Here is a 22,862-nt window from a genome sequence, read left to right as displayed (position 1 = left end):
CGGCAGCGGTTTGCCGGCATCGTTCGCAAGCTTAATAAACCAAACGAAGATTATGAGCGAAGGCGTATACGGAGAACAGGCAACCGGGCGAGTGACCCACAGCCTATTGCGATTGAGCACGGCCATGCGGAGCCAGGCTTGGGAATGGGCGGAAGGCGCAGGCCTTACGCCGACCCAGGGCGAAATCCTGGTCTTGCTGATGCAACGCAAGGGCCCGATGCGTCTTGGTGAAATTGCCCGCGAAACGGCCCTGACCGCCGCGACCACCAGCGATGCCGTGAGCACGCTCGAGACCAAAGGCCTGGTCGAAAAGCGCCGCGCCCTTGACGACGGCCGCGCCCTCGCGGTCCGTCTGACGGCGCGTGGCCGCACGGCCGCGAAGCGCGCTGCGCAATGGCCGGATTTCCTCGCCAAAGCGGTCGGCACGCTGCGCGACGAAGAGCAGACGCTGTTTTATCGCACGCTGCTCAAGACCATCCATCAGCTGGAAGCGCAAGGCACGATTCCGCCGCACCGCATGTGCCTGAGCTGCTCGCACTTTGAGCCGAGCAAGAATCCGAAGAAGACGCCGCACCACTGCGCGCTGCTCGACATGAAGATGTCGGATACGGATCTGCGTCTCGATTGCTCGGTGTACGAAATGGCCGACGTCGCTACCCAAAAGAAGACCTGGAAGATCTTCGCCCAATAAGGCGGTTTCTCCTGGGACAATCCGTTACACTGCGAAGCCGTGTGCCGGCGGGCGGCGATTGCCGTCCGCCGGCCGGTTCGCGCCTTGTAACGGCAAGTCTTTAGGCAACCTGAAGGTGGAACAGGCTGATGAATCGCGAAGTTCTGGCCATTCGCCACGTGCACTTCGAGGATCTGGGCAGTCTTGAGCTGGAACTCGGCGAACGGGGGCGCCCCGTGCGCTATCTCGACGTCGGCGTTGCCCGTATCGAAGCGCCGGACCCGTTTGCCGCATCGCTCATGGTCGTGCTCGGCGGCCCGATCAGTGCAACTGACGACGCGCTTTACCCGACGCTTGTCCCGTTGCTGTCCATGATCGAAAAGCGCATCGCCGCCGGTCTGCCGACGCTCGGCATCTGCCTCGGCGCGCAATTGATCGCGCGTGCGCTCGGTGCGCGCGTCTACCCCGCAGGCCATACCGAACTCGGCTGGACTCCGCTTACGCTCACCGATGCGGGCCGTGCTTCGCCGGTACGTCATCTGGACGGCGCTCACACATCGATGCTGCACTGGCACGGCGACACCTTCGACCTGCCCGACAACGCCACACGTCTCGCCTCGACGCGTGCCTGCGAAAACCAGGCGTTCGCCTGGGGCGGTCACGTGCTGGGTCTGCAATGTCATCCGGAGATTCGGGCTGACCGGTTCGAACCCTGGCTGATCGGTAACGCCGGTGAGATTGCCGGGCACGGCATCGACGCGCGGCAGTTGCGGGCCGAGACCGCACAGTTCGGTCCCCCGCTGGAAGCCGCCGCGCGCCGGATGTTCGGCGAGTGGCTCGATCAGGTCGAGCCGAAACCCTGATCCGCGCACGCCTGCAGACAATCATCCGCGGTGCTATGCTCGATCGCTCTCGGGTTTCTACTGGGCGTAATCCATGAGCGCGCTTTTTTCCCCGCTCACGCTGCGTAGCGTGACGCTTCCCAATCGTATCGTCGTGTCCCCGATGTGCCAGTATTCCGCCGAACGTGGCGAAGCGACGGCATGGCACATGATCCATCTCGGCGGTCTCGCGTTATCCGGCGCCGGCATGTTGTGCATCGAGGCGACCTCCGTCGAACCGGATGGCCGCATCACGCCGGGCGATCTCGGACTGTGGGACGACGCTACCGAAGCCGCCCTGAAGCCGGTCCTGGCCGCGATCCGCAAGCATTCACCGATTCGCGTCGCCATGCAGTTGTCGCATGCGGGGCGCAAGGCGTCGAGCCATGTACCCTGGGAAGGCGGGCAACTGATTCCGGTGTCGCAAGGCGGCTGGCTGCCGCATGCGCCGTCGGCGTTGCCGCACAAGGCGGGTGAAGAGCCGCCGCTCGCCCTCGACACGCCCGCACTGAACCGGATTCGCGAAGCATTCGCGGCCTCAGCGCGTCGCGCCGCGCGTCTCGGCATCGATGCACTGGAAGTTCACGCGGCACATGGCTATCTGCTGCACCAGTTCCTGTCGCCGATTGCCAATCAACGCAGCGACGACTACGGCGGTTCGCTCGAAAACCGGATGCGTTTTCCGCTGGAAATCTTCGACATCGTGCGCGCCGCGTTTCCCGCCGACAAACCGGTTGGCGTGCGTGTCTCGGCAACCGACTGGGTTGAAGGCGGCTGGACGCTCGAGGACACGATCGCGTTCGCGCAGGAATTGAAAAAGCGCGGCTGCGACTGGATCGACGTGTCGTCCGGCGGTGTTTCGCCATTGCAGAAGATCCCGCTTGAGCCGGGCTATCAGATTCCTTTCGCGAGGGCCGTCAAACAGGCAACTGGCCTGACGACCATCGGCGTGGGCCTGATTACCGATCCGTTGCATGCCGAACAACTCATCGAAGAAGGCGATGCCGATCTGATCGCGCTGGCCCGCGCGTTGCTCTACAACCCGCGTTGGCCGTGGCATGCCGCGGCGCAACTCGGCGCAACGGTCGAAGCGCCGCCGCAGTACTGGCGTTCGCAACCGCGCGAGCAAAAAGCCCTGTTCGGCGATATTTCGTTCGGACAACGGTGAACCTGCCAACGCGCCTTGCGTGTGCACGTCTTATTGACGGTTGAACGAAGCCGTCTTGAGCGTGTAGGATGCCGGATGTGGCGCATGAGCGTCGCAGGTCGACGCGGCGCTCGCAAGGCGCCGCGTTTGCTATCCGCGTCGGAAAAAGCAGCGCGGTAGACGCGGGCATTTCTGACGGCTGCCGGATCTTCACCCCTAGTTCTTCACAAGGATTCATTCAATGAGTTCACGCAGGATCGCCGTGCGCCGTTCGGGTGTGCACGGCAAAGGCGTGTTTGCCATCGAGCCGATTGTGGCCGGCGAACGGCTGATCGAATACAAGGGTGAGCGGATCTCCTGGAAAGAAGCGTTGCGCCGTCATCCGCACAATCCGGACGAACCGAATCACACGTTCTACTTCGCGCTCGACAGTGGCAAGGTGATCGACGGCAAAGTGGACGGCAACAGCGCGCGCTGGATCAACCATTCCTGCGCGCCGAACTGCGAAGCCGAAGAGATCGACGGTCACGTGTACGTGCACGCGCTGCGCGACATTGCCGAGGGTGAAGAAGTCTTTTACGACTACGGCCTCGTCATCGACGCGCGCCAGACCAAGAAGCTCAAGAAGGAATACGAATGCCGTTGCGGCGCGCGGAAGTGCCGAGGCACGATGCTGGCGCCGGCGGAGAAAGAGAAGAGCGCTTCCAAATCCGACAAGACGGTGAAGAAGTCCGCGAAAAAAGCGAAGAAGAAATGAAACGCGGGCTGCCAGAGTTGAACGTAAGTGAACTCAAGGCAGCCCGTGGCAGTACATTAACCGACTAAAAAGTCATATATCGATCGGCGCCGAGTGCGCCGATTTTTTTGCCGGACGCCGCACCTCGGAATCGACTTCGTGCTGCACGCTGATCGGTATCAGCGGAATACGCACAATAAAGCGCGCACCGCCTTCCGGCGCATCTTCGTAATGCACGCTGCCGTGATGCAGCACCATGATGTCGTGAACGATAGCGAGACCGAGGCCGGCCCCGCTATCCACACCGGCGTCGCTCTGACCGTCGCCGCGGAAGAACCGTTTGAACAGATCGGCTTGCTGCGTGAGCGGTACGCCCGGCCCGTTGTCTTCGACGACGATCTCGGCCATGCGCAGATCGTTGATCACGGTTTGCGACACCGTCACGGTGATGCGGCCTCCATCGAAACGCGAAGGCGGCACGTACTTGAGCGCGTTATCCAGCAGATTGGCGATCACTTCGTGCAGCAGCACGGGATTGCCGTGCGCCATCAGCGGATGATCGTTACCCGGATCGTCGAGGCGCTGGAAGCCGAGGTCGACGTGGAACGTCAACGCACGCGGCACCCATTCCGCACCCGTATCGAACGCGAGCGCGGCCATATCCACGGTGACGAAACGTGCCGCCTGTTCGCCCGGCTCCGCGCGCGCCAGCGAAAGCAACTGGTTCGACAGCCGCACGGCGCGGTCGGCTGCCGCGCGCAGTTCACGGACCGCGGCGAGCGTTTGCTGCGGGTCACGCGCGACCGCCGCCTGTTCCGCATGCAGCTTGACGGCAGTGAGCGGCGTGCGCAGCTGATGCGCGGCGTCGGCAATAAATTTGCGCTGACCGTCGAGAGCAGTTTTCAGACGATCGAGCAGCGCGTTCAACGCGCCGGTGAGCGGCCGGATCTCAACCGGAACATAGGTCTCGTCCACCGGCTCGAGCGACGTGTGGGTCTGTCGGTTCAGTGAGTCAGCGAGATCGGTCAGCGGATTGAGCTGTTGATTGACGACCCGCCACACGATCACCCAACCCGCCAGCAGCAGCAACAGCAGCGGCATCATGATCGCGACCAGAAACTCGGCGGCGATCTGGAACCGGTGATGCACCGGCTGACCTACTTCGACGACAATCGGATTGCCGGTGGGCTGATCGACGCGTACCTGGGCCACGCGCACCGTCACACCCTGGTGCTGCGTTTCGAATACGTACGCGTAATGCATGCGCCGCACACTGGTGCCTTGCAGCGGCAGGTTGTGGTCGCCGGCGATTTCGGTTTCACCGTTGCTGATCCGATAGACGAGTTGCTCGACCGGATCGGAGAACATGGCCTGCGCGAGCGGCGGCACTGTCACTTTGGCATCAGGGCCGGCAATCTGGATCTGTTTGGAGATCGCGGTGGCGAGATCGGCGAGTGAGCGGTCGACCACGTGCTGCGTGTACTGCCATGCCAGCCAGTAAGCGATCAGGCCGCTCATCAGGGCGAGCAGCGAAAGGGGAGCAGCGAGGCGCCGCAGCAGCGTGCGGCGCAGACTATTGGCGGCCGGCTGAGGCATTATCGAACGCGCGGGAAAGGAGCAACGGCGTAAAGCACCGTAGCACCGTGAAAATTCGCCGGATGCCGGCGAATTGCGCACCGAGTGCGCGGCGCCGGCCCGGCGCTGTCAGGCCGCAATTCAGATTGCGGCCCTTGCAACGATTATGCGGCCTGGCGGATTTCCTGCAACAGGTAACCGAAGCCACGCACCGTGACGATTTCGACACGGCAGTTTTCGAGCTTTTTGCGCACCCGGTGCACATAGACTTCGATCGCGGTATCGCCGAGATCGCCGCCGAAGTGCGTCAGATGGTCTTGCAACTGGGCCTTGCTGACCACGCGGCCGTGGCGCAGCAGCAGCATTTCGAGCACCGCAAATTCGCGCGGCGACAGCTCGAGCGGCTTGTCGTCGTTGAAAATGCGGCGATCGACGCCCGACAGACGCACACCGCCCAACGACACTTCCGGACGCGGCATGTCTCCATGCGGGCCGCTGCGGCGCATCACGGCGCGGATGCGCGCTTCGAGTTCGGTGGGTTCGAACGGCTTCAGCATGTAGTCGTCCGCGCCGGAATTCAGGCCTTGCACGCGGTCGTTCAACTCGTCGCGCGCGGTGAGGATGATCACCGGCGTGTGACGATTGCTCTGACGAAAGCGCGCGAGCAACGTCATGCCGTCGATACCGGGCAGGCCCAGATCGAGAATCACCAGTTCGTGACGGTTTTGGGTGAGGGCCTGTTCGGCGAAAATACCGTCATGGACCATGTCGACTGTGAAGCCGGCTTGTTCGAGACTACTTTGGATGCCGCGTGCGATGGGGCGGTCATCTTCGATCAGAAGGAGTCGCATGGATTTCGCTCAAGTACAATGGTTTTAGGCGTTTGGGCAAGCGGTTCGCCGGGGCGCCTGCTGCACAGGCAGCGTGCCGCGTGGCCGTGCCGAACTGGCACCAGGCAGCCACGAAACAGCTATCGAGCAGCCATGAAGTAGCCATCAAGCAGCCACTGAGCGACCACGAAGTCATGTCCGAGATAACGATCCACGAACTGGAAGCCGCAATCAACTTCTGGCGCGCCCGCTCACCTTCGAGCGGCGACGAACTCGTTCTGTGCAAGGAGGCAAGCGCGCTCTCCAAGCCGTATGCGCTGATGATTGTACAGCGTCAGCAGACGCTATCACCGGATCGTTTAGACGGGTTTGCGAGGCAAGCATGGGATTCTTACGTGCGCCTTAATAATAGCCTGTAGAACTGAAGGTTTCGGCGCCAGATTGCCTGCAATGCCCTTTCATTACCGTCAAATCGTTCCGATGCAGGGTGCATCGAGGCATCTGATCGCTTGTATTACGCAGTAATACTGTCGATAAATCGGGCCAATTTGATGTCCCGCTCGGTCAAGCCATTGGCCTCGTGTGTCGACAGGGTGATTTCCACCTTGTTGTACACGTTGAACCATTCCGGATGGTGATCCATTTCCTGCGCCTTGATGGCCACGCGCGTCATGAAGCCGAATGCTTCGTTGAAGTCGGCGAATTTGAAGTGGCGCTGGATCGCGTCGCGGCCCGCCACGGCTTGCCAGCCGTGCAGTTCCGCCACTTGCGTGGCGCGTTCTTCGGAAGTCAGTTTGCTAATCATGGTGCTACCTCGTTGATCTGAACAGGCACGCCGGCAGGCGTGCGTATTCGCTATTTTTTCACGGATGCCATCAGCCTGCTGTCGGCCTGCTCAGGCTGTGTTTTGTCAGATATCGCCGTCGGCTTGCCAGCCTTCCTGCGAGCCGCGCGTGATCACGCGATCTTGCTCGAGCACGTCGCCTGCTGCGAACGCCGGTTCTGTGGCCAGCTTGGCCAGTAGCGGCGCGAAGTTGGTCTGCGCGACGCCGAACAATTGCGCGAAGTCATCGATCACGAAGTAGGTTTTCTGGAACGTGTCGATGCGATAGCGCGTACGCATGACGCGTTCGAGGTCGAAGCCGAGCCGGTTCGGCGCCGCGCTTTGCTGGCTGTAGAGCGTCTCGCCTTTGCTCGACACGATCCCCGCGCCGTAGATCTTCACGCCGTTCGGACTTGCCGCGTCGCGGATCAGGCCGAACTCGACGGTGTACCAATAGAGCCGGGCGAGCAGCGGCAGGGCGCCGGCATCATTGGCGGCAAGCGCCGCGCGGCCGTACGCGTGCATGTAGTCCGCGAACACCGGATTGATCAGCAGCGGTACGTGGCCGAACAGATCGTGAAAACAGTCCGGTTCCTGCAGATAATCGAGTTGATCGGGGCGGCGCATCCACCAGGTCACGGGAAAACGGCGGTTCGCCAGATGCTCGAAGAACACCTGGTCGGGCACGAGTCCGGGCACGGCGACGATTTGCCAGCCCGTCGCTGGCGTCAGCTTGGCGTTGATTTCGTCGAACGAGGGCACGCGGTCGTGAGGCATGCCGATACGGTCGACGCCTGCCAGAAACTCATCGCACACACGGCCCTTGAGCAACGCTGTCTGGCGTGCATAAAGCTGCTGCCATACAGCGTGGTCGACTGCGCCGTATCGTTCGGTTGGTTGGTCGATGGTGAAGTCGGCGCGGGTTTCGAGGCCGGCGTCGAATTGCTCTTTGAGTTTGGCGGTGTTGGCGGTGGACATGATGCTGCGCGCTCTGCGGTGTCTGCGGGTTGAAACGGTGATGCAAGTCTACAGCGGTGAGCATGCTGAAAGGGCGCAATAATGGCGTTATGGCGTGCCAATATGCAATAATTGTGCATAAATTGATGATTCAATGCGGATATAAATCATGTTAGAACTCGATCACTTCGATCTCGCGCTGCTGGACGTGCTTCAGCGCTTCGGCCGGGCTACGCATCAGCAATTGGCTGAGCAGGTACCGCTGTCACCATCGCAAATTGGGCGGCGCTTGCAGCGCCTGGAGCAGGTGGGGGTGGTGGACGGTTATCGCGTCGTGCTGCGCCCGGAAAAACTCGGACTCGGCGTGACGGCGTTTACGAGTCTGAAGTTGAAGCATCACGGCGACTCGATCATCGAGCAATTCCAGCAACAGATCGAGGTGCTGCCGGAAGTATTGGAATGTCACGCGGTGGTCGGCGATGCGGATTATCTGCTGCGCATTGTCGCGCCTGATCTGAACTATCTGTCGACGTTCGTGATGAAGAAGTTGATGCGTGTGCCCGGCGTCGACAGCGTGCGCTCCAATATTGTGTTGACCACGTTCAAGCGCAATGGGCCGCTACCGCTTGGCCATCTGTCGCCGGGCGCCGCCGCCGCTTGATGCAAGGGCCGCCCGGCGTTTCTCGTGTTTTTGGGGTTATGAACGGGCGCGGTTCAAGGACTGATTTCACCGCGATCCTCGATGCTTAAGTTTTACGCAGCCTGTTTCGGCTCGGCGTCCGGACTCAACAAATCCACATAGGCCACTGCCACCAGATCCGATTCCGGTACGCCGAGGGTCTGGAACATCGCGTGCGCTTCAGCGTGGCCGCCGTCTTCGTCGTCGTCCTGAGCCAGCAGCACTTCGAGTTCGACGAAGTCGCCGAGGCCATCGACCCGGTCCAGATGGATCCGCGTACGTCCGGTCAGATAGACGTGACGTTCCTTCGTGACGATGCCACGCGTGGTCAGCGCCGTGGCGAGCAGCGCGTGCATCGCCTCAGGGTTGGTCACCGGGCTGCGCGTGTAATACGACGCCTTCGGGCCGTCGCGGTCGTCGCGCTGGTAGAAGATCAGTTCGGCCGGCGTGCCGTCGTCGAACTGGCGCAGCTTCAGGCGGCCACGCGGCACGTCGTAGAAAAAGTCCTGCTGGCGGAAGATCAGTGGCGCGTCCGGCGCAAGCTTCGCGGCGCGTTCGCGCAGTTGTTCGAAATGCTGGGCGCGGGCTTTGATTTCAATGTTGCGTGCCATGTCAGGCTCCTGTCGAAGGATGGCGTGGTCGGCAGCTTCCGGTGTTGCCGGGGCGAAGCTGCCGGGAAGGACGAAGTCAGACGGAACAGAAACGATGCGGGGCCGGCGCGTGAGCGCGAACCCTCAATCTAACAAAAAGTGCGTGACGGTGTGGTTTCAGATGACGGGGCCAGCAAACGCGGGCTTCGAGGCCAACCTCGAATGACCGCCCACGAGGTTGCTCTGCTTGCGCCACCAGCCGAAAGCGGCCAGCGAGGACACGCAACGAGATGACAATCGGTCGCATGGTGCGCGGCTGTCATGAGAACAGCTCATATCGCCCTTGCGGTTGTGGTGCCCTCAAACTGGCTCCACGCCGGTCTTCATGCCGTCCTCAAGTCGCCCATTGCTGCTCGATCAGCTTCAACGCCGCTGCAATCGCTGGTTCGTCCTTCCGCTCGGCGAGGGTAATGAAGCTGAGCTGGGTCGGCACGGTGACGCCTTCGACGATGGTCAACGCGTGTGCATGCGCTTCGGCGATCGCGGTGGCATCGCGTGCGAGCGTCAGACCGACGCCTGATTTGACCAGATCGAGCATCGACGGCTCCTGATCCACTTCTGCCACCTTAACCGGTTTGACGCCGGCCTCACCAAAGCAGCGCGACAACAACCTGTTGTGCGCGGACGCGGGCGGCGTCCAGATCCACGGCAGTGCGGCGAGCGAACGCCAGTCGCGCGCGCCCTTCACGCGATCTTTCCAGCCCGCCGGCGCGAGTACGCGGTACTGGAAGTGCGTGAGCGTGACGGCATGAAAGGTGGCGCCGTCGCGGGCATCGTCATCGGATGGAAGGCCGATGTAGTAACCCACATCCAGTTCACCCGCACGAACCTGTTCGAGCACCCAGCCCGACATCCCGTGGCGTAAGGCCGTCTCGATGCGCGGCCAGGTTTCCACCAGTTGCTTGAGAAAGCCGCCGAGGCGCAGAAAAGCAGGATCGAGAATCGTGCCGATCCGCAAACGGCCGCGCACTTCGTGACGCAGCGACGCCGCCGCGCGCTGCACGTCGCTCGCGGCACCCAGCGCGCGTTCTGCATGGGGCAACAGGGCCTGACCGTCGCGTGTCAGCGAAAGCCCGTGCGAGGTCCGCGTGAATAGCGTCACGCCGAGCGTCTCCTGCAAATGCTTGATTTGCAGGCTGACGGCAGGTTGGGTCAGGTGAAGCTGCACCGCGGCACGCGTGAGGTTGCCCTCGCGTGCCACGGTGACGAACGCCCGTAGCAGAGTCAGATCCATATCCTGATATTAGCTCGCCTTATAGCGCAGTTGAGCATTACTCATTGGATTTGTCGCCCCGAAGCGCCGTACGCTTGCGTTTATCACGCCGTTCGCGGTGGGCGGAAGACCTTCATAGGAAGAGGACAAGAAGATGAGCGAGACATATCAGGACGAGACCGTCCGGAGCGAGACGAGCGCACGCGCGCTGACCCATTTCATTAATGGCAAGACGGTTGACGGTACGAGCGGCCGCTTCGGCGATGTCTTCAATCCCGCGCTTGGCAGCGTGAGCGCACGCGTGCCGCTGGCGAGCGTCGCTGAAGTGGACGCGGCGGTCGCTGCCGCCAGTGCTGCGTTTCCTGCGTGGAGCGAAACCGCGCCGATCAAGCGGGCGCGCGTGCTGTTCAAGTTCAAGGAATTGCTCGACCGTCACCATGACGAACTGGCGGAGTTGATCACGCGTGAGCACGGCAAGGTTTTTTCCGATGCGAAGGGCGAGGTGATGCGCGGCATCGAGATCGTCGAGTTTGCGTGCGGCATTCCGAATCTGCTGAAGACCGACTTCACCGACCAGATCGGCGGCGGCATCGACAACTGGAATCTGCGTCAGCCGCTGGGCGTGGTCGCCGGCATTACGCCGTTCAATTTCCCGATGATGGTGCCGTGCTGGATGTTCCCGGTGGCGATCGCATGCGGCAACACGTTTGTGCTGAAGCCGTCGGAGCGTGATCCGTCGGCATCCAACCGCCTCGCTGAATTGTTTAAGGAAGCCGGTTTGCCGGACGGTGTGTTCAATGTCGTGCATGGCGACAAGGTGGCCGTGGATGCGCTGCTTGTACATCCCGAGGTGAGCGCGTTGTCGTTTGTCGGTTCGACGCCGATTGCCGAATACATCTATACGGAAGGCACGAAGCACGGCAAGCGCGTGCAGGCTTTGGGCGGTGCGAAGAATCACCTCGTGGTGATGCCGGACGCGGATCTCGATCAGGCGGTCGATGCGTTGATTGGCGCTGCGTATGGTTCCGCTGGCGAGCGGTGCATGGCGATTTCGGTGGCGGTCGCGGTCGGGCATATCGCCGATGAACTGATTGAGCGACTGACACCGCGAGTGAAGAGCCTGAAGATTCTGAACGGCATGGAATCGGAAGCCGAGATGGGGCCGTTGGTGACTGCGGCGCATCGAGAGAAGGTGGCGGGTTATATCGATGCCGGCGTTGCGGCTGGTGCGAAGCTGGTGGTCGATGGGCGAGGCCATCAGGTGGCCGGACATGAGAAGGGGTTCTTTCTCGGCGGCACGTTGTTCGATGATGTCTCGACCGATATGAAGATTTATCGCGAGGAGATTTTCGGCCCGGTGTTGTGCGTTGTGCGGGTGCCGGATTTTGCTTCTGCTGTTGAGCTGATTAACGCTAATGAGTTTGCTAATGGCGTGTCGTTGTTTACCTCCGATGGGGGAGTGGCTCGGGCGTTTTCGCGGCAGATTCAGATTGGGATGGTGGGGATTAATGTGCCGATTCCTGTGCCGATGGCGTGGCATTCTTTTGGTGGGTGGAAGAAGTCCCTCTTCGGGGATCACCATGCCTACGGCGAAGAGGGTGTTCGGTTTTATACGCGGTACAAGAGCATCATGCAGAGGTGGCCCGATAGCATCGGGAAGGGGGCTGAGTTCACTATGCCAGTGGCGAAATAGGTTTGGTTTTTTGCCTGCGCGGCGCTTTTGTCAGTGATCTTAGGGCGTTGGCCTTTCCTTGAATTGTTAGTGGTCTATTAGCGTTCCCCCTGTGCGGGGGGACACCTACTTCTCTTTGCCGGCTGCAAAGAGAAGTAGGCAAGAGAAAGCAGCTCAAACCGCCAATGCTAAGTGGGCACCGTAGCTTGCAACGGGTAGTGGTGCATCTGGAATCCGTGTTCTCGCCCATTCAGCGCTAGTGGCAAAGGACTCATCAGCTCCCACTCCGCACTACGTGCGTCGCGGACGGGTCTGCATGGGAAACCACGGGCTTCGGTTGAGGTTTGTGGGGACTGTCGGCTTCGCCTCGGCGAGGCGCCTGGTGGTTAGTGGCGAGTTGCAGAGGGCTCGATGTGAAGGCAGCAATTGCGAACGGGGTGACTGAGCGAACCGATGGTTTTATGAAGTGCTCTTCGGCGCGCGCAGCGCCGCCGGAAGTATGACGCCCTTGTCACTGGCGCATGCAGGGGCACGAACCCAGATTCCAGATGCACCACCACCCGTGGCAGACCACGGTGCCCACTTAGCAGTAGCGGTTTGAGCTGCTTTCTTTTGCCTACTTTTCTTTGCAGCCGGCAAAGAAAAGTAGGTGCCGCCCCGCACAGGGGCAACGCTAATAGACCACTACCAAAACAAGGAAAGGCCAACGCCCTAAGATCACTGACAAAAGCGCCGCACAGGCAAAAAAGCTTAGGAGACGAAATGATGAACAACCCAGAAAACACACCAACAAAAACCCGCCGCCTGGAAGGCGAATTCGACTACATCATAGTCGGCGCCGGCACAGCAGGCTGCGTCCTTGCCAACCGCCTATCGGAAGATCCAGAAATACAGGTCCTCCTGCTAGAAGCCGGCGGCAAAGACGACTACCACTGGATCCACGTGCCGGTAGGCTACCTCTATTGCATTGGCAATCCCCGCACGGATTGGCTCTATAAAACCCAATCAGAACCCGGCCTGAACGGCCGCTCGCTCTCGTACCCTCGGGGCAGAGTATTAGGCGGCAGCTCATCCATCAACGGCATGATCTACATGCGCGGCCAACGCGAGGACTACGATGAATGGGCCCGCGTGACCAACGACGCCTCCTGGTCCTGGAATGCCGTCCTTCCCATCTTCAAACGCAGCGAAGACCACCACGCCGGTACCTCCGAATCGCATGGAGCCGGCGGCCCATGGCGCGTCGAAAAGCAACGCCTGAAATGGAAGATCCTCGAAGAGTTTTCACAAGCCGCGCAACAAACCGGCATACCCTCCACCGACGACTTCAATCGCGGCGACAACACCGGCGTGGGCTACTTCGACGTCAATCAGAAACGCGGCATCCGCTGGAATGCGTCGAAAGCGTTCCTGCGTCCGGCGCTTAAGCGTCCCAATCTCACCGTTATCACCGGTGCCCATACCCAGCGCGTCGTGGTCGAAGGACGTCGCTGTATCGGTGTCGAATATCGCGGCGACAACACCGACTATCTCGCCAAAGCCCGTTGTGAAGTGATCCTCAGTTCCGGTGCGGTCAACTCGCCGCAATTGCTCGAACTCTCCGGTATCGGGAATGGCGCGCGTCTCCAGAATCTCGGCATCGAGGTCGTGAAGGATCTGCGCGGCGTCGGCGAAAATCTGCAGGACCATCTGCAATTGCGTATGGCCTACGAAGTCGACGGCGTGCGCACGCTCAATACCGCTTCCGCGCATTGGTGGGGCAAGCTGATGATCGGCATGCAGTACGCACTCTTTCAAAGCGGCCCCATGTCGATGTCGCCATCGCAACTCGGTGCGTTCGCTAAATCCGATCCGGACGACCGCTCGCTCACCCGTCCCGATCTCGAGTATCACGTGCAGCCGCTCTCGCTCGATCGCTTCGGCGAACCGTTGCATCGCTTCAATGCATTCACCGCGTCGGTGTGCCAACTGCGGCCAACCTCGCGTGGCAGCATTCACATCGGATCGCCCGATGCGTCGGCGCCGCCGTCGATCGCACCCAACTATCTGTCCACCGAGTACGACCGACACGTCGCTGCCAATGCATTGCGTCTCACGCGCCGCATTGCCGCGGCGCCTGCGCTCGCGCCCTATCGGCCGCAGGAGATTCTGCCCGGTATCCAGTACCAGACCGAAGAAGAGCTTCAGCAGGCCGCAGGCGCCGTCGGCACCACCATCTTTCATCCGGTCGGCACCTGCCGGATGGGCACCGCCGACGATCCCGGCGCGGTCGTCGACAATCGCCTACGTGTTATCGGGGTTGACGGTTTGCGGGTGGTCGACGCATCAATCATGCCGTCCATCACCTCGGGCAACACCAACTCGCCGACGCTGATGATCGCCGAACGCGCCAGCGACATGATCCGTGAAGACCGTCGCGCGCGTGTGGGCGGCAACGTCCTGCTTCAGCCGAGCACTGCGCCGTCCATGTCCGTCGTGTGACACGCTGTGTGACAGCAGGATCCGAGGCCGCTGCGCGCGCCTCGGACTTTCCCTGGCATGCCACAAGCAAGATTGACGCAGCGCTTGAACACGCCTCGACCTTGCTTCAAACAGTCGTCATCCACTAAGTGCAAATCCCAATGAATGCGCTGCATCATTGGCGCGACAATGGCAGCCATGCTGCGTGCCGCCCATGGATTACCGTCCGGATTGGTGCAGTACGCCAACGAGCGGCACGGGGTGCCGCCGTCACATAAAAGTCGCGCAGCCGTTCGCGCGGAAGATCGTAATGCTTCGCCTTACTCCGTATGGAAGGGAACATGATTCTCGGCGATACGATTCTCGAAACGCGCGGCCTCACCCGCGAGTTCAAAGGCTTCATCGCCGTGAACGGGGTGAACCTGCGCGTGCGCCGTGGCTCGATCCATGCGCTGATCGGCCCTAATGGGGCAGGTAAGACCACCTGCTTCAATCTGCTTACCAAATTCCTCGAACCGACCGCGGGCCAGATCGTCTTCAACGGAATCGACATCACCAGTGAACGCCCGGCGCAAATCGCCCGGCGCGGCATCATCCGATCGTTTCAAATCTCTGCTGTATTTCCGCATCTGACAGCATTGCAGAATGTGCGCATCGGGTTGCAGCGCGTGCTCGGCACGGCGTTTCACTTCTGGAAGAGCGAGCGCACGCTGCGTCAGCTCGACGATCGCGCGATGGATTTGCTCACCCAGGTCGGATTGACCGATTTCGCCGACGTGCTCACGGTAGAACTGTCCTACGGCCGCAAGCGCGCGCTCGAAATCGCCACCACGCTCGCGATGGAGCCCGAGTTGATGCTGCTCGACGAACCGACGCAAGGCATGGGCCATGAAGACGTCGATCGCGTCACAGCCTTGATCAAGAAAGTATCGAGTGGCCGCACCATCCTGATGGTCGAGCACAACATGAACGTGATCGCCGGCATCTCCGACACCATCACCGTGCTGCAACGGGGCGAAGTGCTCGCGGAAGGCAGCTATGCCGAAGTGTCGAAGAATCCGCTCGTGATGCAAGCCTATATGGGCAGCGCCGACGCGGCGCTCGCCGGAGCCCACGCATGAATACGATTGCCGAGCGCGAAAGTCTCGAAGTGAGCGACACGGCTGGCGGTGCCCCCGCGCTGGAGATCACGGGTTTGCAGGCATGGTACGGGGAGTCCCATATCCTGCATGGCGTCGATTTGACGGTGAATCGCGGCGAGGTCGTCACGCTGCTGGGCCGTAACGGCGCGGGGCGCACCACCACGCTGCGCGCGATCATGGGGCTGACCGGCCGGCGCACCGGCTCGATCCGCATCGGCGGCCGCGAAACCATCAATCTGCCCACGCATCGTATCGCTCACTGCGGCATCGGTTACTGCCCGGAAGAGCGTGGGATTTTTTCGAGCCTCTCGTGCGAGGAAAACCTGCTGTTGCCGCCACCCGTCGGTGACAAGGCGCACATGATGTCGCTCGAAGAAATCTATTCGATGTTCCCGAATCTGCAGGAACGCCGCATGAGCCAGGGCACCCGGCTCTCGGGTGGCGAGCAGCAGATGCTGGCGGTCGCGCGCATTCTGCGCACCGGCGCGAGTTTGCTGCTGCTCGACGAAATCTCGGAAGGCCTTGCACCGGTCATCGTGCAGGCGCTGGCCCGCATGATCATGACGCTCAAGGCGCGCGGCTACACGGTTGTGATGGTCGAACAGAATTTCCGTTTTGCCGCGCCACTCGCCGATCGCTTCTATGTGATGGAGCATGGTGCGATCGTCGAACACTTCGAGGCCGGCGAGCTTGAAAGCAAGATGCCGGTGCTGCACGACCTACTGGGCGTATAGACAGGAAGTAACGAGAAACGTCCGATTGCCTCTGATAACCACAAGCGAAGAAACCAGGAGACAGAAATGAAAAAGAACCCACTCGCGCGGCTTGCCACACTATGTTTCGCGGTTGCCGCCGGCGCCGCGTTGACGATGGGCAGCGCGCAGGCCGCTGACGATGCCGTGAAGATCGGCTTCATCACCGACATGTCGGGTCTGTATGCGGATATTGATGGCCAGGGCGGTCTCGAAGCGATCCGCATGGCCGTGGCCGACTTCGGTGGCAAGGTCAATGGCAAGCCGATCTCCGTGGTCTATGCCGATCACCAGAACAAGGCCGACATCGCGGCGTCGCGGGCGCGCGAATGGTTCGATCGGGACGGCGTCGATCTGCTGATCGGCGGCACGAATTCGGCAACCGGGCTGTCGATGAACACCGTGGCCGGTGAGAAGCACAAGGTCTATATCAGCATCGGCGCGGGCGCCGACACCCTGACCAACGAGCAGTGCACACCGTATACGATCCACTACGCGTACGACACGACGGCGCTCGCCAAGGGCACGGGCTCGGCGGTGACGAAGCAGGGTGGCAAGACGTGGTACTTCCTGACCGCTGACTACGCGTTCGGCAAGGCGCTCGAAAAGAATACGTCGGACGTGGTGAAGGCTAACGGCGGCCAGGTACTGGGTGCCGTGCGTCATCCGCTTTCGGCATCGGATTTTTCGTCGTTCCTGTTGCAGGCGCAAGCGTCGAAGGCGCAGATCCTCGGCCTCGCCAACGCCGGCGGCGACACGATCAACTCGATCAAGGCCGCCAAGGAATTCGGTATCACGAAGACGATGAAGCTGGCCGCACTGCTGATGTTTATCGACGACGTCCACAGTCTGGGTCTGGAAACGACCCAAGGCCTGGTGCTGACGGACAGCTGGTACTGGAACAAGGACGCCACCACGCGCGCGTGGGCGCGGCGCTACTTCGACAAGATGAAGAAGATGCCGTCGAGCCTGCAGGCTGCTGACTACTCCGCAACCATGACTTACCTGAAGGCCGTGCAGACGGTCGGCTCGACCGACTCTGACAAGGTGATGGCGCAACTGAAGAAGGCCAAGATCGACGACTTCTACGCGAAGGGCTACATCCGTCAGGACGGCAGCATGATCCACGATATGTACCTGATGCAGGTGAAGACGCCGGCCGAATCCAAAGAGCCGTGGGACTACTACAAGATCACTGCGACGATTCCCGGCGAGCAGGCGTTCACGACCAAGGCTGAAACGCGCTGCGCGACGTGGAAATGAGCGCTGACTGATAACCAGCTGACCGTCTGTCTGCATTGCCTGGCGGGAAATACATAGCGCCGTTTGGGTACACAGACTGGCGGCCGGCTGCTTCATATGCCGCGCGCGATCGGGCGGATGACTCGCTGGTCGCACGCCGGCGGGATCATACGTAACCGATCTCACCCTGATGATGGCTTAAGGGATTAAGGCTTCAATGGAAATCTTTGGCGTTCCGCTACCGGCGATGCTGAGCCAGCTGCTGCTGGGGCTCGTGAACGGCTCGTTCTATGCGATTCTCAGCCTGGGTCTGGCGGTGATCTTCGGCTTGCTTAACGTGATCAATTTCGCGCACGGCGCGTTGTTCATGCTCGGCGCGATGCTCGCGTGGATGGGCCTGTCGTATTTCGGCCTGCCGTACTGGGTGATGCTGGTGCTCGCGCCGCTGATCGTGGGCGTTTTCGGCATGGTGATCGAACGCTCGATGCTGCGCTGGCTGTACAAGCTCGATCATCTGTATGGGCTGCTGCTCACTTTCGGGCTCACGCTGGTTGTCGAAGGCGTGTTCCGGTCGATTTATGGTTCGTCCGGCCAGCCGTACGACGTGCCCTCTGCGCTCTCCGGCGCGACCGATCTCGGCTTCATGTTCCTGCCGAACTATCGCGCGTGGGTGGTGGTGGCGTCGCTCGTGGTCTGCTTTGCCACGTGGTTCGTCATCGAGAAGACGCGCCTCGGCGCCTATCTGCGCGCGGGTACCGAGAATCCGAAACTGGTCGAGGCGTTCGGTGTCAACGTGCCGTTGATGATCACGCTCACCTATGGCTTCGGCGTCGCGCTGGCGGCATTCGCCGGCGTGCTTGCCGCGCCAGTGATTCAGGTCTCGCCGTTGATGGGCCAGCCGATGATCATCACCGTGTTCGCGGTGGTCGTGATCGGCGGCATGGGTTCGATCATGGGCTCGATCCTGACCGGCCTGCTGCTTGGCGTGATCGAAGGGCTGACGCGTGTGTTTTACCCGGAAGCGTCGGCGACCGTCGTGTTCGTGATCATGGCGCTCGTGTTGCTGGTGCGCCCGGCGGGTCTCTTCGGCAAGGAAAAATAATGCAGAGAAAAGTGCTCTACGGTCTGCTGCTGATCGTGCTTCTCGCGGTGCCCGTGCTCGGCATCTATCCGCTCTTCGTCATGAAGGTGCTGTGCTTCGCGTTGTTCGCCGCGGCCTTCAATCTGCTGATTGGCTACACGGGGCTGCTCTCGTTCGGTCACGCAATGTTTCTCGCCTCGGCCGGTTACGTCACCGGTTATGCGATGCAGACGCTTGGCTTCTCTCCGGAGCTCGGCGTGGTGGCGGGCACGGCCACGGCAACGTTGCTTGGGCTGGTGGTCGGCCTGTTCGCGATCCGCCGGCAGGGCATCTACTTTGCGATGGTGACGCTGGCGCTCGCGCAGATGGTCTACTTCGTGTTCCTGCAAGCGCCGTTCACGCACGGCGAGGACGGCCTGCAGGGCGTGCCGCGCGGCAAGCTGTTCGGCTTGCTGGATCTGTCGTCGGACGTGACGCTGTACTTTGTCGTGCTGGCCGTGATGGTGCTGGCATTCCTGCTGATCGTGCGGATCGTGCACTCGCCTTTCGGGCAGGTGCTGGTGGCGATCAAGGAAAACGAGCCGCGCGCCGTGTCGCTCGGTTACGACACCGATCGCTTCAAGCTGCTGGCGTTCATTCTGTCCGCGGGGATCGCCGGTCTGGCGGGTTCGCTCAAGGTACTGGTGCAGGGCTTCGAAACGCTGAGCGACGCGTACTGGACCATGTCGGGTCTCGTGATCCTGATGACGCTCGTTGGTGGCATGGGGACGCTGTTCGGGCCGCTGCTCGGCGCGGCGCTGATCGTTGCGCTCGAAGACCGGCTCGGCGATATCGGTACGGCACTGGCTTCGTCGACGGGCGTCGAATGGTTCCGCTCGCTGGGCGAATCCGTGACCATCGTAACGGGCATGATTTTCATTGCCTGCGTGCTGGCGTTCCGGCGCGGGATTGTCGGTGAGATCATCGCGAGAGTGCGGCCATTGCGGGCCTGAAGCGGCACTGAATTTTAAATTGCTTTGGCATCCGATATAATTCGGCGCTCGTGAAGTCGGCCAGGCTGGATTTTGCGTTGCGCGCGGGTCAGGCTCGCGCTAAATCGGCACAGAACGTGCCCCACATTTGTGCCGCAGTGCACCACTAGGGTAATTGCTAGTTGTAAGGGGGAGGGTGCTCGTTTAATCTTCATGCAGTTCTGATGCACCACGAATTTTGCAGGTGGAGAACGAGGAGACAATGAGGCACTCAGTGCCCAGACGAAAGCGCTGTTGGATTGATATCCAACAGCGCTTTTTATTTGTGCTTTTCATTATTCGCCATTCAATTTGCCCGCTAATTCGGTGCCCCTTTTTTATTCACCGAGCCACCCCCAATTTCATCTGCCGTTACCCTGCAAAATGCTTGCAGCGCGGGGCTTTCGTCCGCTAAACTTGCCATTCGCCGACCGAGCGGTCGGTGATTCGAATCTGCGGATTTGAATTCAAACGAATAACGGGGTAGACAGAGGAGCGGGATGAAGTCGGCATTGCGTTGGATGAGCGCGGCATTGGTCGCCACCGGGGTATCCGCGGCATGGAGCGGCCACGCATTCGCGGATGTAAAAATCGGCGTCACGGTGTCGGCAACGGGGCCGGCTGCGTCGCTTGGTATTCCGGAAAAGAACACGATCGCGCTGCTGCCGAAAGAAGTGGCAGGGCAGAAAATCGACTACATCGTACTCGACGATGCGACGGATTCGACCCAGGCCGTTAAGAACGCACGCAAGCTCACCAGCGAAGATCATGTGGATGCGCTGATCGGCTCGACCGTCGTGCCGAACTCGCTGGCCATGATCGACGTGGCTGCCGAAAGCACCACACCGATGATCTCCATGGCCGCCGCGGCGAGCATCGTCGAACCGATGGATGCGAAGCGCGCGTGGGTTTTCAAGACGCCGCAAAACGACATTCTGATGGCCACCGCGATCGCGCAGCATATGGCGAATCACGGTGTGAAGACGGTTGGGTTCATCGGCTTTGCCGACGCCTATGGCGAGAGCTGGTTCAAGGAATTCGGCAAGGCCGCCGATCTCGCGAAGATCAAGATCGTCGCGAACGAACGCTTCGCACGCAACGATGCTTCAGTGACCGGCCAGGTGCTGAAGATCATGTCGCAAAATCCAGATGCGGTGCTGATCGCCGGCGCGGGCACACCGGCCGCGTTGCCGCAGAAAACGCTCAAGGAACGCGGCTATAAGGGCAAGTACTATCAGACGCACGGCATCGCCAATAACGACTTCCTGCGCGTGTGCGGCAAGGATTGCGAAGGCACCTATCTGCCGGCCGGTCCGCTGCTGGTCGCTGACCAGTTGCCCGATTCGAACCCGGTGAAGAAGACCGCGCTCGCATACAAGCATGCATATGAAGCTGCGTACGGCGCCGGTTCGGTCTCGACATTCGGCGGTCACGCATGGGATGCAGGCTTGCTGTTGCAACGCGCGATCCCGCTTGCGTTGAAGAAAGGTCAGCCGGGCACGCCTGCGTTCCGCGAAGCGCTACGTGCGGCACTCGAAAACACGAAAGACATGCCCGCTTCCCACGGCATCTTCAACATGAGCATGAACGACCACGCTGGTCTCGACCAGCGGGCGCGTGTGATGGTTGAGATCGCCGGCGGCAAGTGGAAGCTGTCCGGCGACTGAGCGAAGGCGAAACGATACGGAACCCACTCAAAAAAGACGCGTGCAGTTGCCGCGTCTTTTTTATTGCCCGCATTTGATGAGTGGCGACGCTTGAAGCGTGTTGGATAAGCGAAAGATCGGAGATGAAAACGCGGTCAAAGCGCGGCCTAAGCGGCCCGTTTCAGGACAAACCCGCATTCGGGCGACAGTCTATTGACCGTGAATGATGCAGAACGCAATACTACTAACATGTTAGTGTTTCGAGCATTAGAAATCGCAGTAGTGGTTCGCAGCAGGGGAGTTGCACCAGAACGGCGACGGCGTTGATGCTGAGCAGGGAAAACCATGCTTGGCATGCCTGAACCCTATAACTAGATTCAGACACCCGGCCCGTGCGCCGGATTACAGATACGCGCTTCAAAGCGTTTGGAGACTTGCATGAAAAAGACAAAGCAATGGGTACGCACCGGTATCGCGATGGCGTTGATGTGCGGCGCGGGTGCCGCCTTCGCACAGGTGAAAATCGGCGTCACGCTGTCCACCACGGGGCCGGCTGCATCGCTCGGGATTCCTGAAAAGAACACGATCGCGCTTCTGCCGAAAGAGATCGGTGGCAAGACCGTGCAATACATCATCCTCGACGATGGATCGGACACCGGTAAGGCCGTGCAGAACACGCGCAAGCTGATCGACGAAGACCACGTCGACGCCATCGTCGGTTCGACCGTCACGCCGAATTCGCTGGCGATGCTCGACGCAGCGTCCGAAGGCAAGACGCCGATGATCTCGCTGGCGGCATCGGCCGCGATTATTTCGCCGATGGACGCCAAGCGCGCATGGGCCTTCAAGCCACCGCAAAACGACAGTCTGATGGCTGACGCGATCGCCGACTACATGGAGCGTCACGGCGTGAAGACGGTCGGCTTCATCGGCTTTGCGGATGCGTACGGAGACGGCTGGAACAACGTCTTCACTGTGGCCGCCGCGGCACACCATCTGAAGATCGTCTCCAATGAACGCTTTAACCGCACCGATGCCTCAGTGACCGGCCAGGTGTTGAAGACGATGGGCGCGAACCCGGATGCGGTGCTGATCGCGGGCGCGGGCACGCCGTCGGCGCTGCCGGCCAAGACGCTCAAGGAGCGCGGCTACAAGGGCAAGGTCTACCAGACGCACGGCGTCGCCAACAACGACTTCCTGCGCGTGTGCGGCAAGGATTGCGAAGGCGAACTCCTGCCGGCCGGTCCGATCCTCGTGGCCGATCAACTGCCGGATTCGAATCCGGTGAAGAAGTCGTCGGAAGCCTACAAGGATGCGTATGAGAAAGCGTATGGCGCGGGCTCGGTGGCGACCTTCGGCGGTCACGCATGGGACGCCGGCCAGATGCTGCAGGCCGCGATTCCGGTCGCGCTGAAGACCGCTCGACCGGGCAGCGAAGCGTTCCGCGTGGCACTGCGCAGCGCGCTTGAAAACATCAAGGAGCTGCCGGTTTCGCACGGCATCATGAACACCACGACGACTGACCACAACGGCCTCGACAAGCGCGCACGCGTGATCGTGCAGATCGTCAACGGCAAGTGGAAGCTGCTGAACGACTAACAACAAAAACGGTACGCGCCTCTCGCGCAGCATGCAGCGCATGACGCCGCATTGCCATTCTGTTCGATGACAATGGCAACGACCGCTGCGCCGTATT

21 protein-coding genes are annotated in these 22,862 nt (G+C 61.0%); 15 read left to right on the top strand and 6 right to left on the bottom strand.

Going from position 1 to position 22,862, the window contains the following annotated elements:
* Positions 1-52: 52 nt before the first annotated feature.
* From PQQ86_RS19455 to PQQ86_RS19440, 4 genes are all read left to right on the top strand, one after another.
* Positions 53-691: a MarR family winged helix-turn-helix transcriptional regulator gene (locus PQQ86_RS19455; protein ID WP_408269847.1), complete on the top strand. Its 639-nt coding sequence runs from the start codon at positions 53-55 to the stop codon at positions 689-691.
* Between the two features lie 128 nt (positions 692-819).
* Positions 820-1,533, top strand: coding sequence for a glutamine amidotransferase (locus PQQ86_RS19450; protein ID WP_408269844.1), 714 nt, complete (start codon positions 820-822; stop codon positions 1,531-1,533).
* A gap of 73 nt (positions 1,534-1,606) precedes the next feature.
* Positions 1,607-2,719, top strand: coding sequence for an NADH:flavin oxidoreductase/NADH oxidase (locus PQQ86_RS19445; RefSeq protein WP_408269842.1), 1,113 nt, complete (start codon positions 1,607-1,609; stop codon positions 2,717-2,719).
* Between the two features lie 220 nt (positions 2,720-2,939).
* Entirely contained in the window at positions 2,940-3,455 is a 516-nt protein-coding gene (locus tag PQQ86_RS19440; protein ID WP_408269839.1) for an SET domain-containing protein, read from the top strand.
* 72 nt (positions 3,456-3,527) lie between these two features.
* Here PQQ86_RS19440 and PQQ86_RS19435 read toward each other — a convergent pair whose 3' ends face one another.
* Both PQQ86_RS19435 and PQQ86_RS19430 read right to left on the bottom strand, forming a co-directional pair.
* Positions 3,528-5,030, bottom strand: coding sequence for a sensor histidine kinase (locus PQQ86_RS19435; RefSeq protein ID WP_408269834.1), 1,503 nt, complete (start codon positions 5,028-5,030; stop codon positions 3,528-3,530).
* Between the two features lie 143 nt (positions 5,031-5,173).
* Complete coding sequence (locus tag PQQ86_RS19430; protein WP_028197606.1) at positions 5,174-5,860, bottom strand: response regulator transcription factor; 687 nt, start codon at positions 5,858-5,860, stop codon at positions 5,174-5,176.
* Positions 5,861-6,033: 173 nt separating this feature from the next.
* On the opposite strand from PQQ86_RS19430, the gene PQQ86_RS19425 reads away from it, so the two are divergent.
* Positions 6,034-6,258 carry a DUF3717 domain-containing protein gene (locus tag PQQ86_RS19425; RefSeq protein ID WP_054042765.1) on the top strand — a complete coding sequence of 75 codons (225 nt, stop codon included), beginning with the start codon at positions 6,034-6,036 and terminating at the stop codon, positions 6,256-6,258.
* Between the two features lie 95 nt (positions 6,259-6,353).
* On the opposite strand, the gene PQQ86_RS19420 is transcribed toward PQQ86_RS19425, so the two are convergent.
* Together PQQ86_RS19420 and phhA are read right to left on the bottom strand one after the other, a co-directional pair.
* Complete coding sequence (locus PQQ86_RS19420) at positions 6,354-6,698, bottom strand: 4a-hydroxytetrahydrobiopterin dehydratase (protein WP_408270368.1); 345 nt, start codon at positions 6,696-6,698, stop codon at positions 6,354-6,356.
* A 51-nt stretch (positions 6,699-6,749) separates the two neighbouring features.
* Positions 6,750-7,640: a phenylalanine 4-monooxygenase gene (phhA, locus tag PQQ86_RS19415; protein WP_408269830.1), complete on the bottom strand. Its 891-nt coding sequence runs from the start codon at positions 7,638-7,640 to the stop codon at positions 6,750-6,752.
* Positions 7,641-7,788: 148 nt separating this feature from the next.
* Between phhA and PQQ86_RS19410 the strand changes: the two genes are divergently transcribed.
* Positions 7,789-8,280, top strand: a complete 492-nt coding sequence (locus PQQ86_RS19410; RefSeq protein WP_054042727.1) for an Lrp/AsnC family transcriptional regulator — start codon at positions 7,789-7,791, stop codon at positions 8,278-8,280.
* A 92-nt stretch (positions 8,281-8,372) separates the two neighbouring features.
* On the opposite strand, the gene PQQ86_RS19405 is transcribed toward PQQ86_RS19410, so the two are convergent.
* Together PQQ86_RS19405 and PQQ86_RS19400 are read right to left on the bottom strand one after the other, a co-directional pair.
* A complete protein-coding gene (locus PQQ86_RS19405) occupies positions 8,373-8,909 on the bottom strand; it encodes a class IV adenylate cyclase (RefSeq protein ID WP_408269827.1) in 537 nt (178 codons plus the stop codon).
* Between the two features lie 373 nt (positions 8,910-9,282).
* The gene (locus tag PQQ86_RS19400; RefSeq protein ID WP_054042721.1) at positions 9,283-10,182 is read right to left on the bottom strand and encodes a LysR family transcriptional regulator; all 900 of its coding nucleotides are present in this window, start codon (positions 10,180-10,182) and stop codon (positions 9,283-9,285) included.
* Between the two features lie 133 nt (positions 10,183-10,315).
* Between PQQ86_RS19400 and PQQ86_RS19395 the strand changes: the two genes are divergently transcribed.
* The 9 genes from PQQ86_RS19395 to PQQ86_RS19355 all read left to right on the top strand — a co-directional run bounded on the left by PQQ86_RS19395 (position 10,316) and on the right by PQQ86_RS19355 (position 22,765).
* Positions 10,316-11,854, top strand: coding sequence for a CoA-acylating methylmalonate-semialdehyde dehydrogenase (locus PQQ86_RS19395; RefSeq protein WP_408269823.1), 1,539 nt, complete (start codon positions 10,316-10,318; stop codon positions 11,852-11,854).
* 744 nt (positions 11,855-12,598) lie between these two features.
* Entirely contained in the window at positions 12,599-14,314 is a 1,716-nt protein-coding gene (locus PQQ86_RS19390; RefSeq protein WP_408270365.1) for a GMC family oxidoreductase, read from the top strand.
* A gap of 320 nt (positions 14,315-14,634) precedes the next feature.
* A complete protein-coding gene (locus PQQ86_RS19385; protein ID WP_054038612.1) occupies positions 14,635-15,414 on the top strand; it encodes an ABC transporter ATP-binding protein in 780 nt (259 codons plus the stop codon).
* A complete protein-coding gene (locus tag PQQ86_RS19380; protein ID WP_408269817.1) occupies positions 15,411-16,169 on the top strand; it encodes an ABC transporter ATP-binding protein in 759 nt (252 codons plus the stop codon). The genes PQQ86_RS19385 and PQQ86_RS19380 overlap by 4 nt, the downstream gene beginning before the upstream one ends.
* Positions 16,170-16,235: 66 nt before the next feature.
* Positions 16,236-17,450 (top strand): ABC transporter substrate-binding protein, encoded by a 1,215-nt coding sequence (locus PQQ86_RS19375; RefSeq protein ID WP_408269813.1) that lies wholly within the window; start codon positions 16,236-16,238, stop codon positions 17,448-17,450.
* A 196-nt stretch (positions 17,451-17,646) separates the two neighbouring features.
* The gene (locus PQQ86_RS19370) at positions 17,647-18,531 is read left to right on the top strand and encodes a branched-chain amino acid ABC transporter permease (RefSeq protein ID WP_408269810.1); all 885 of its coding nucleotides are present in this window, start codon (positions 17,647-17,649) and stop codon (positions 18,529-18,531) included.
* Complete coding sequence (locus PQQ86_RS19365) at positions 18,531-19,502, top strand: branched-chain amino acid ABC transporter permease (RefSeq protein ID WP_408269807.1); 972 nt, start codon at positions 18,531-18,533, stop codon at positions 19,500-19,502. The genes PQQ86_RS19370 and PQQ86_RS19365 overlap by 1 nt, the downstream gene beginning before the upstream one ends.
* Positions 19,503-20,020: 518 nt before the next feature.
* Entirely contained in the window at positions 20,021-21,187 is a 1,167-nt protein-coding gene (locus tag PQQ86_RS19360) for an ABC transporter substrate-binding protein (RefSeq protein ID WP_408269804.1), read from the top strand.
* 417 nt (positions 21,188-21,604) lie between these two features.
* Entirely contained in the window at positions 21,605-22,765 is a 1,161-nt protein-coding gene (locus PQQ86_RS19355) for an ABC transporter substrate-binding protein (RefSeq protein ID WP_408269800.1), read from the top strand.
* The last annotated feature ends 97 nt before the right edge of the window (positions 22,766-22,862 follow it).

It is taken from the genome of Paraburkholderia sediminicola, assembly GCF_046026675.1.
GTDB classification, from domain to species: Bacteria; Pseudomonadota; Gammaproteobacteria; order Burkholderiales; family Burkholderiaceae; genus Paraburkholderia; species Paraburkholderia sediminicola_F.
The sequence above is the reverse complement of the archived record's forward strand: the minus strand, read 5'-3'. Positions and strand labels throughout refer to the sequence as shown.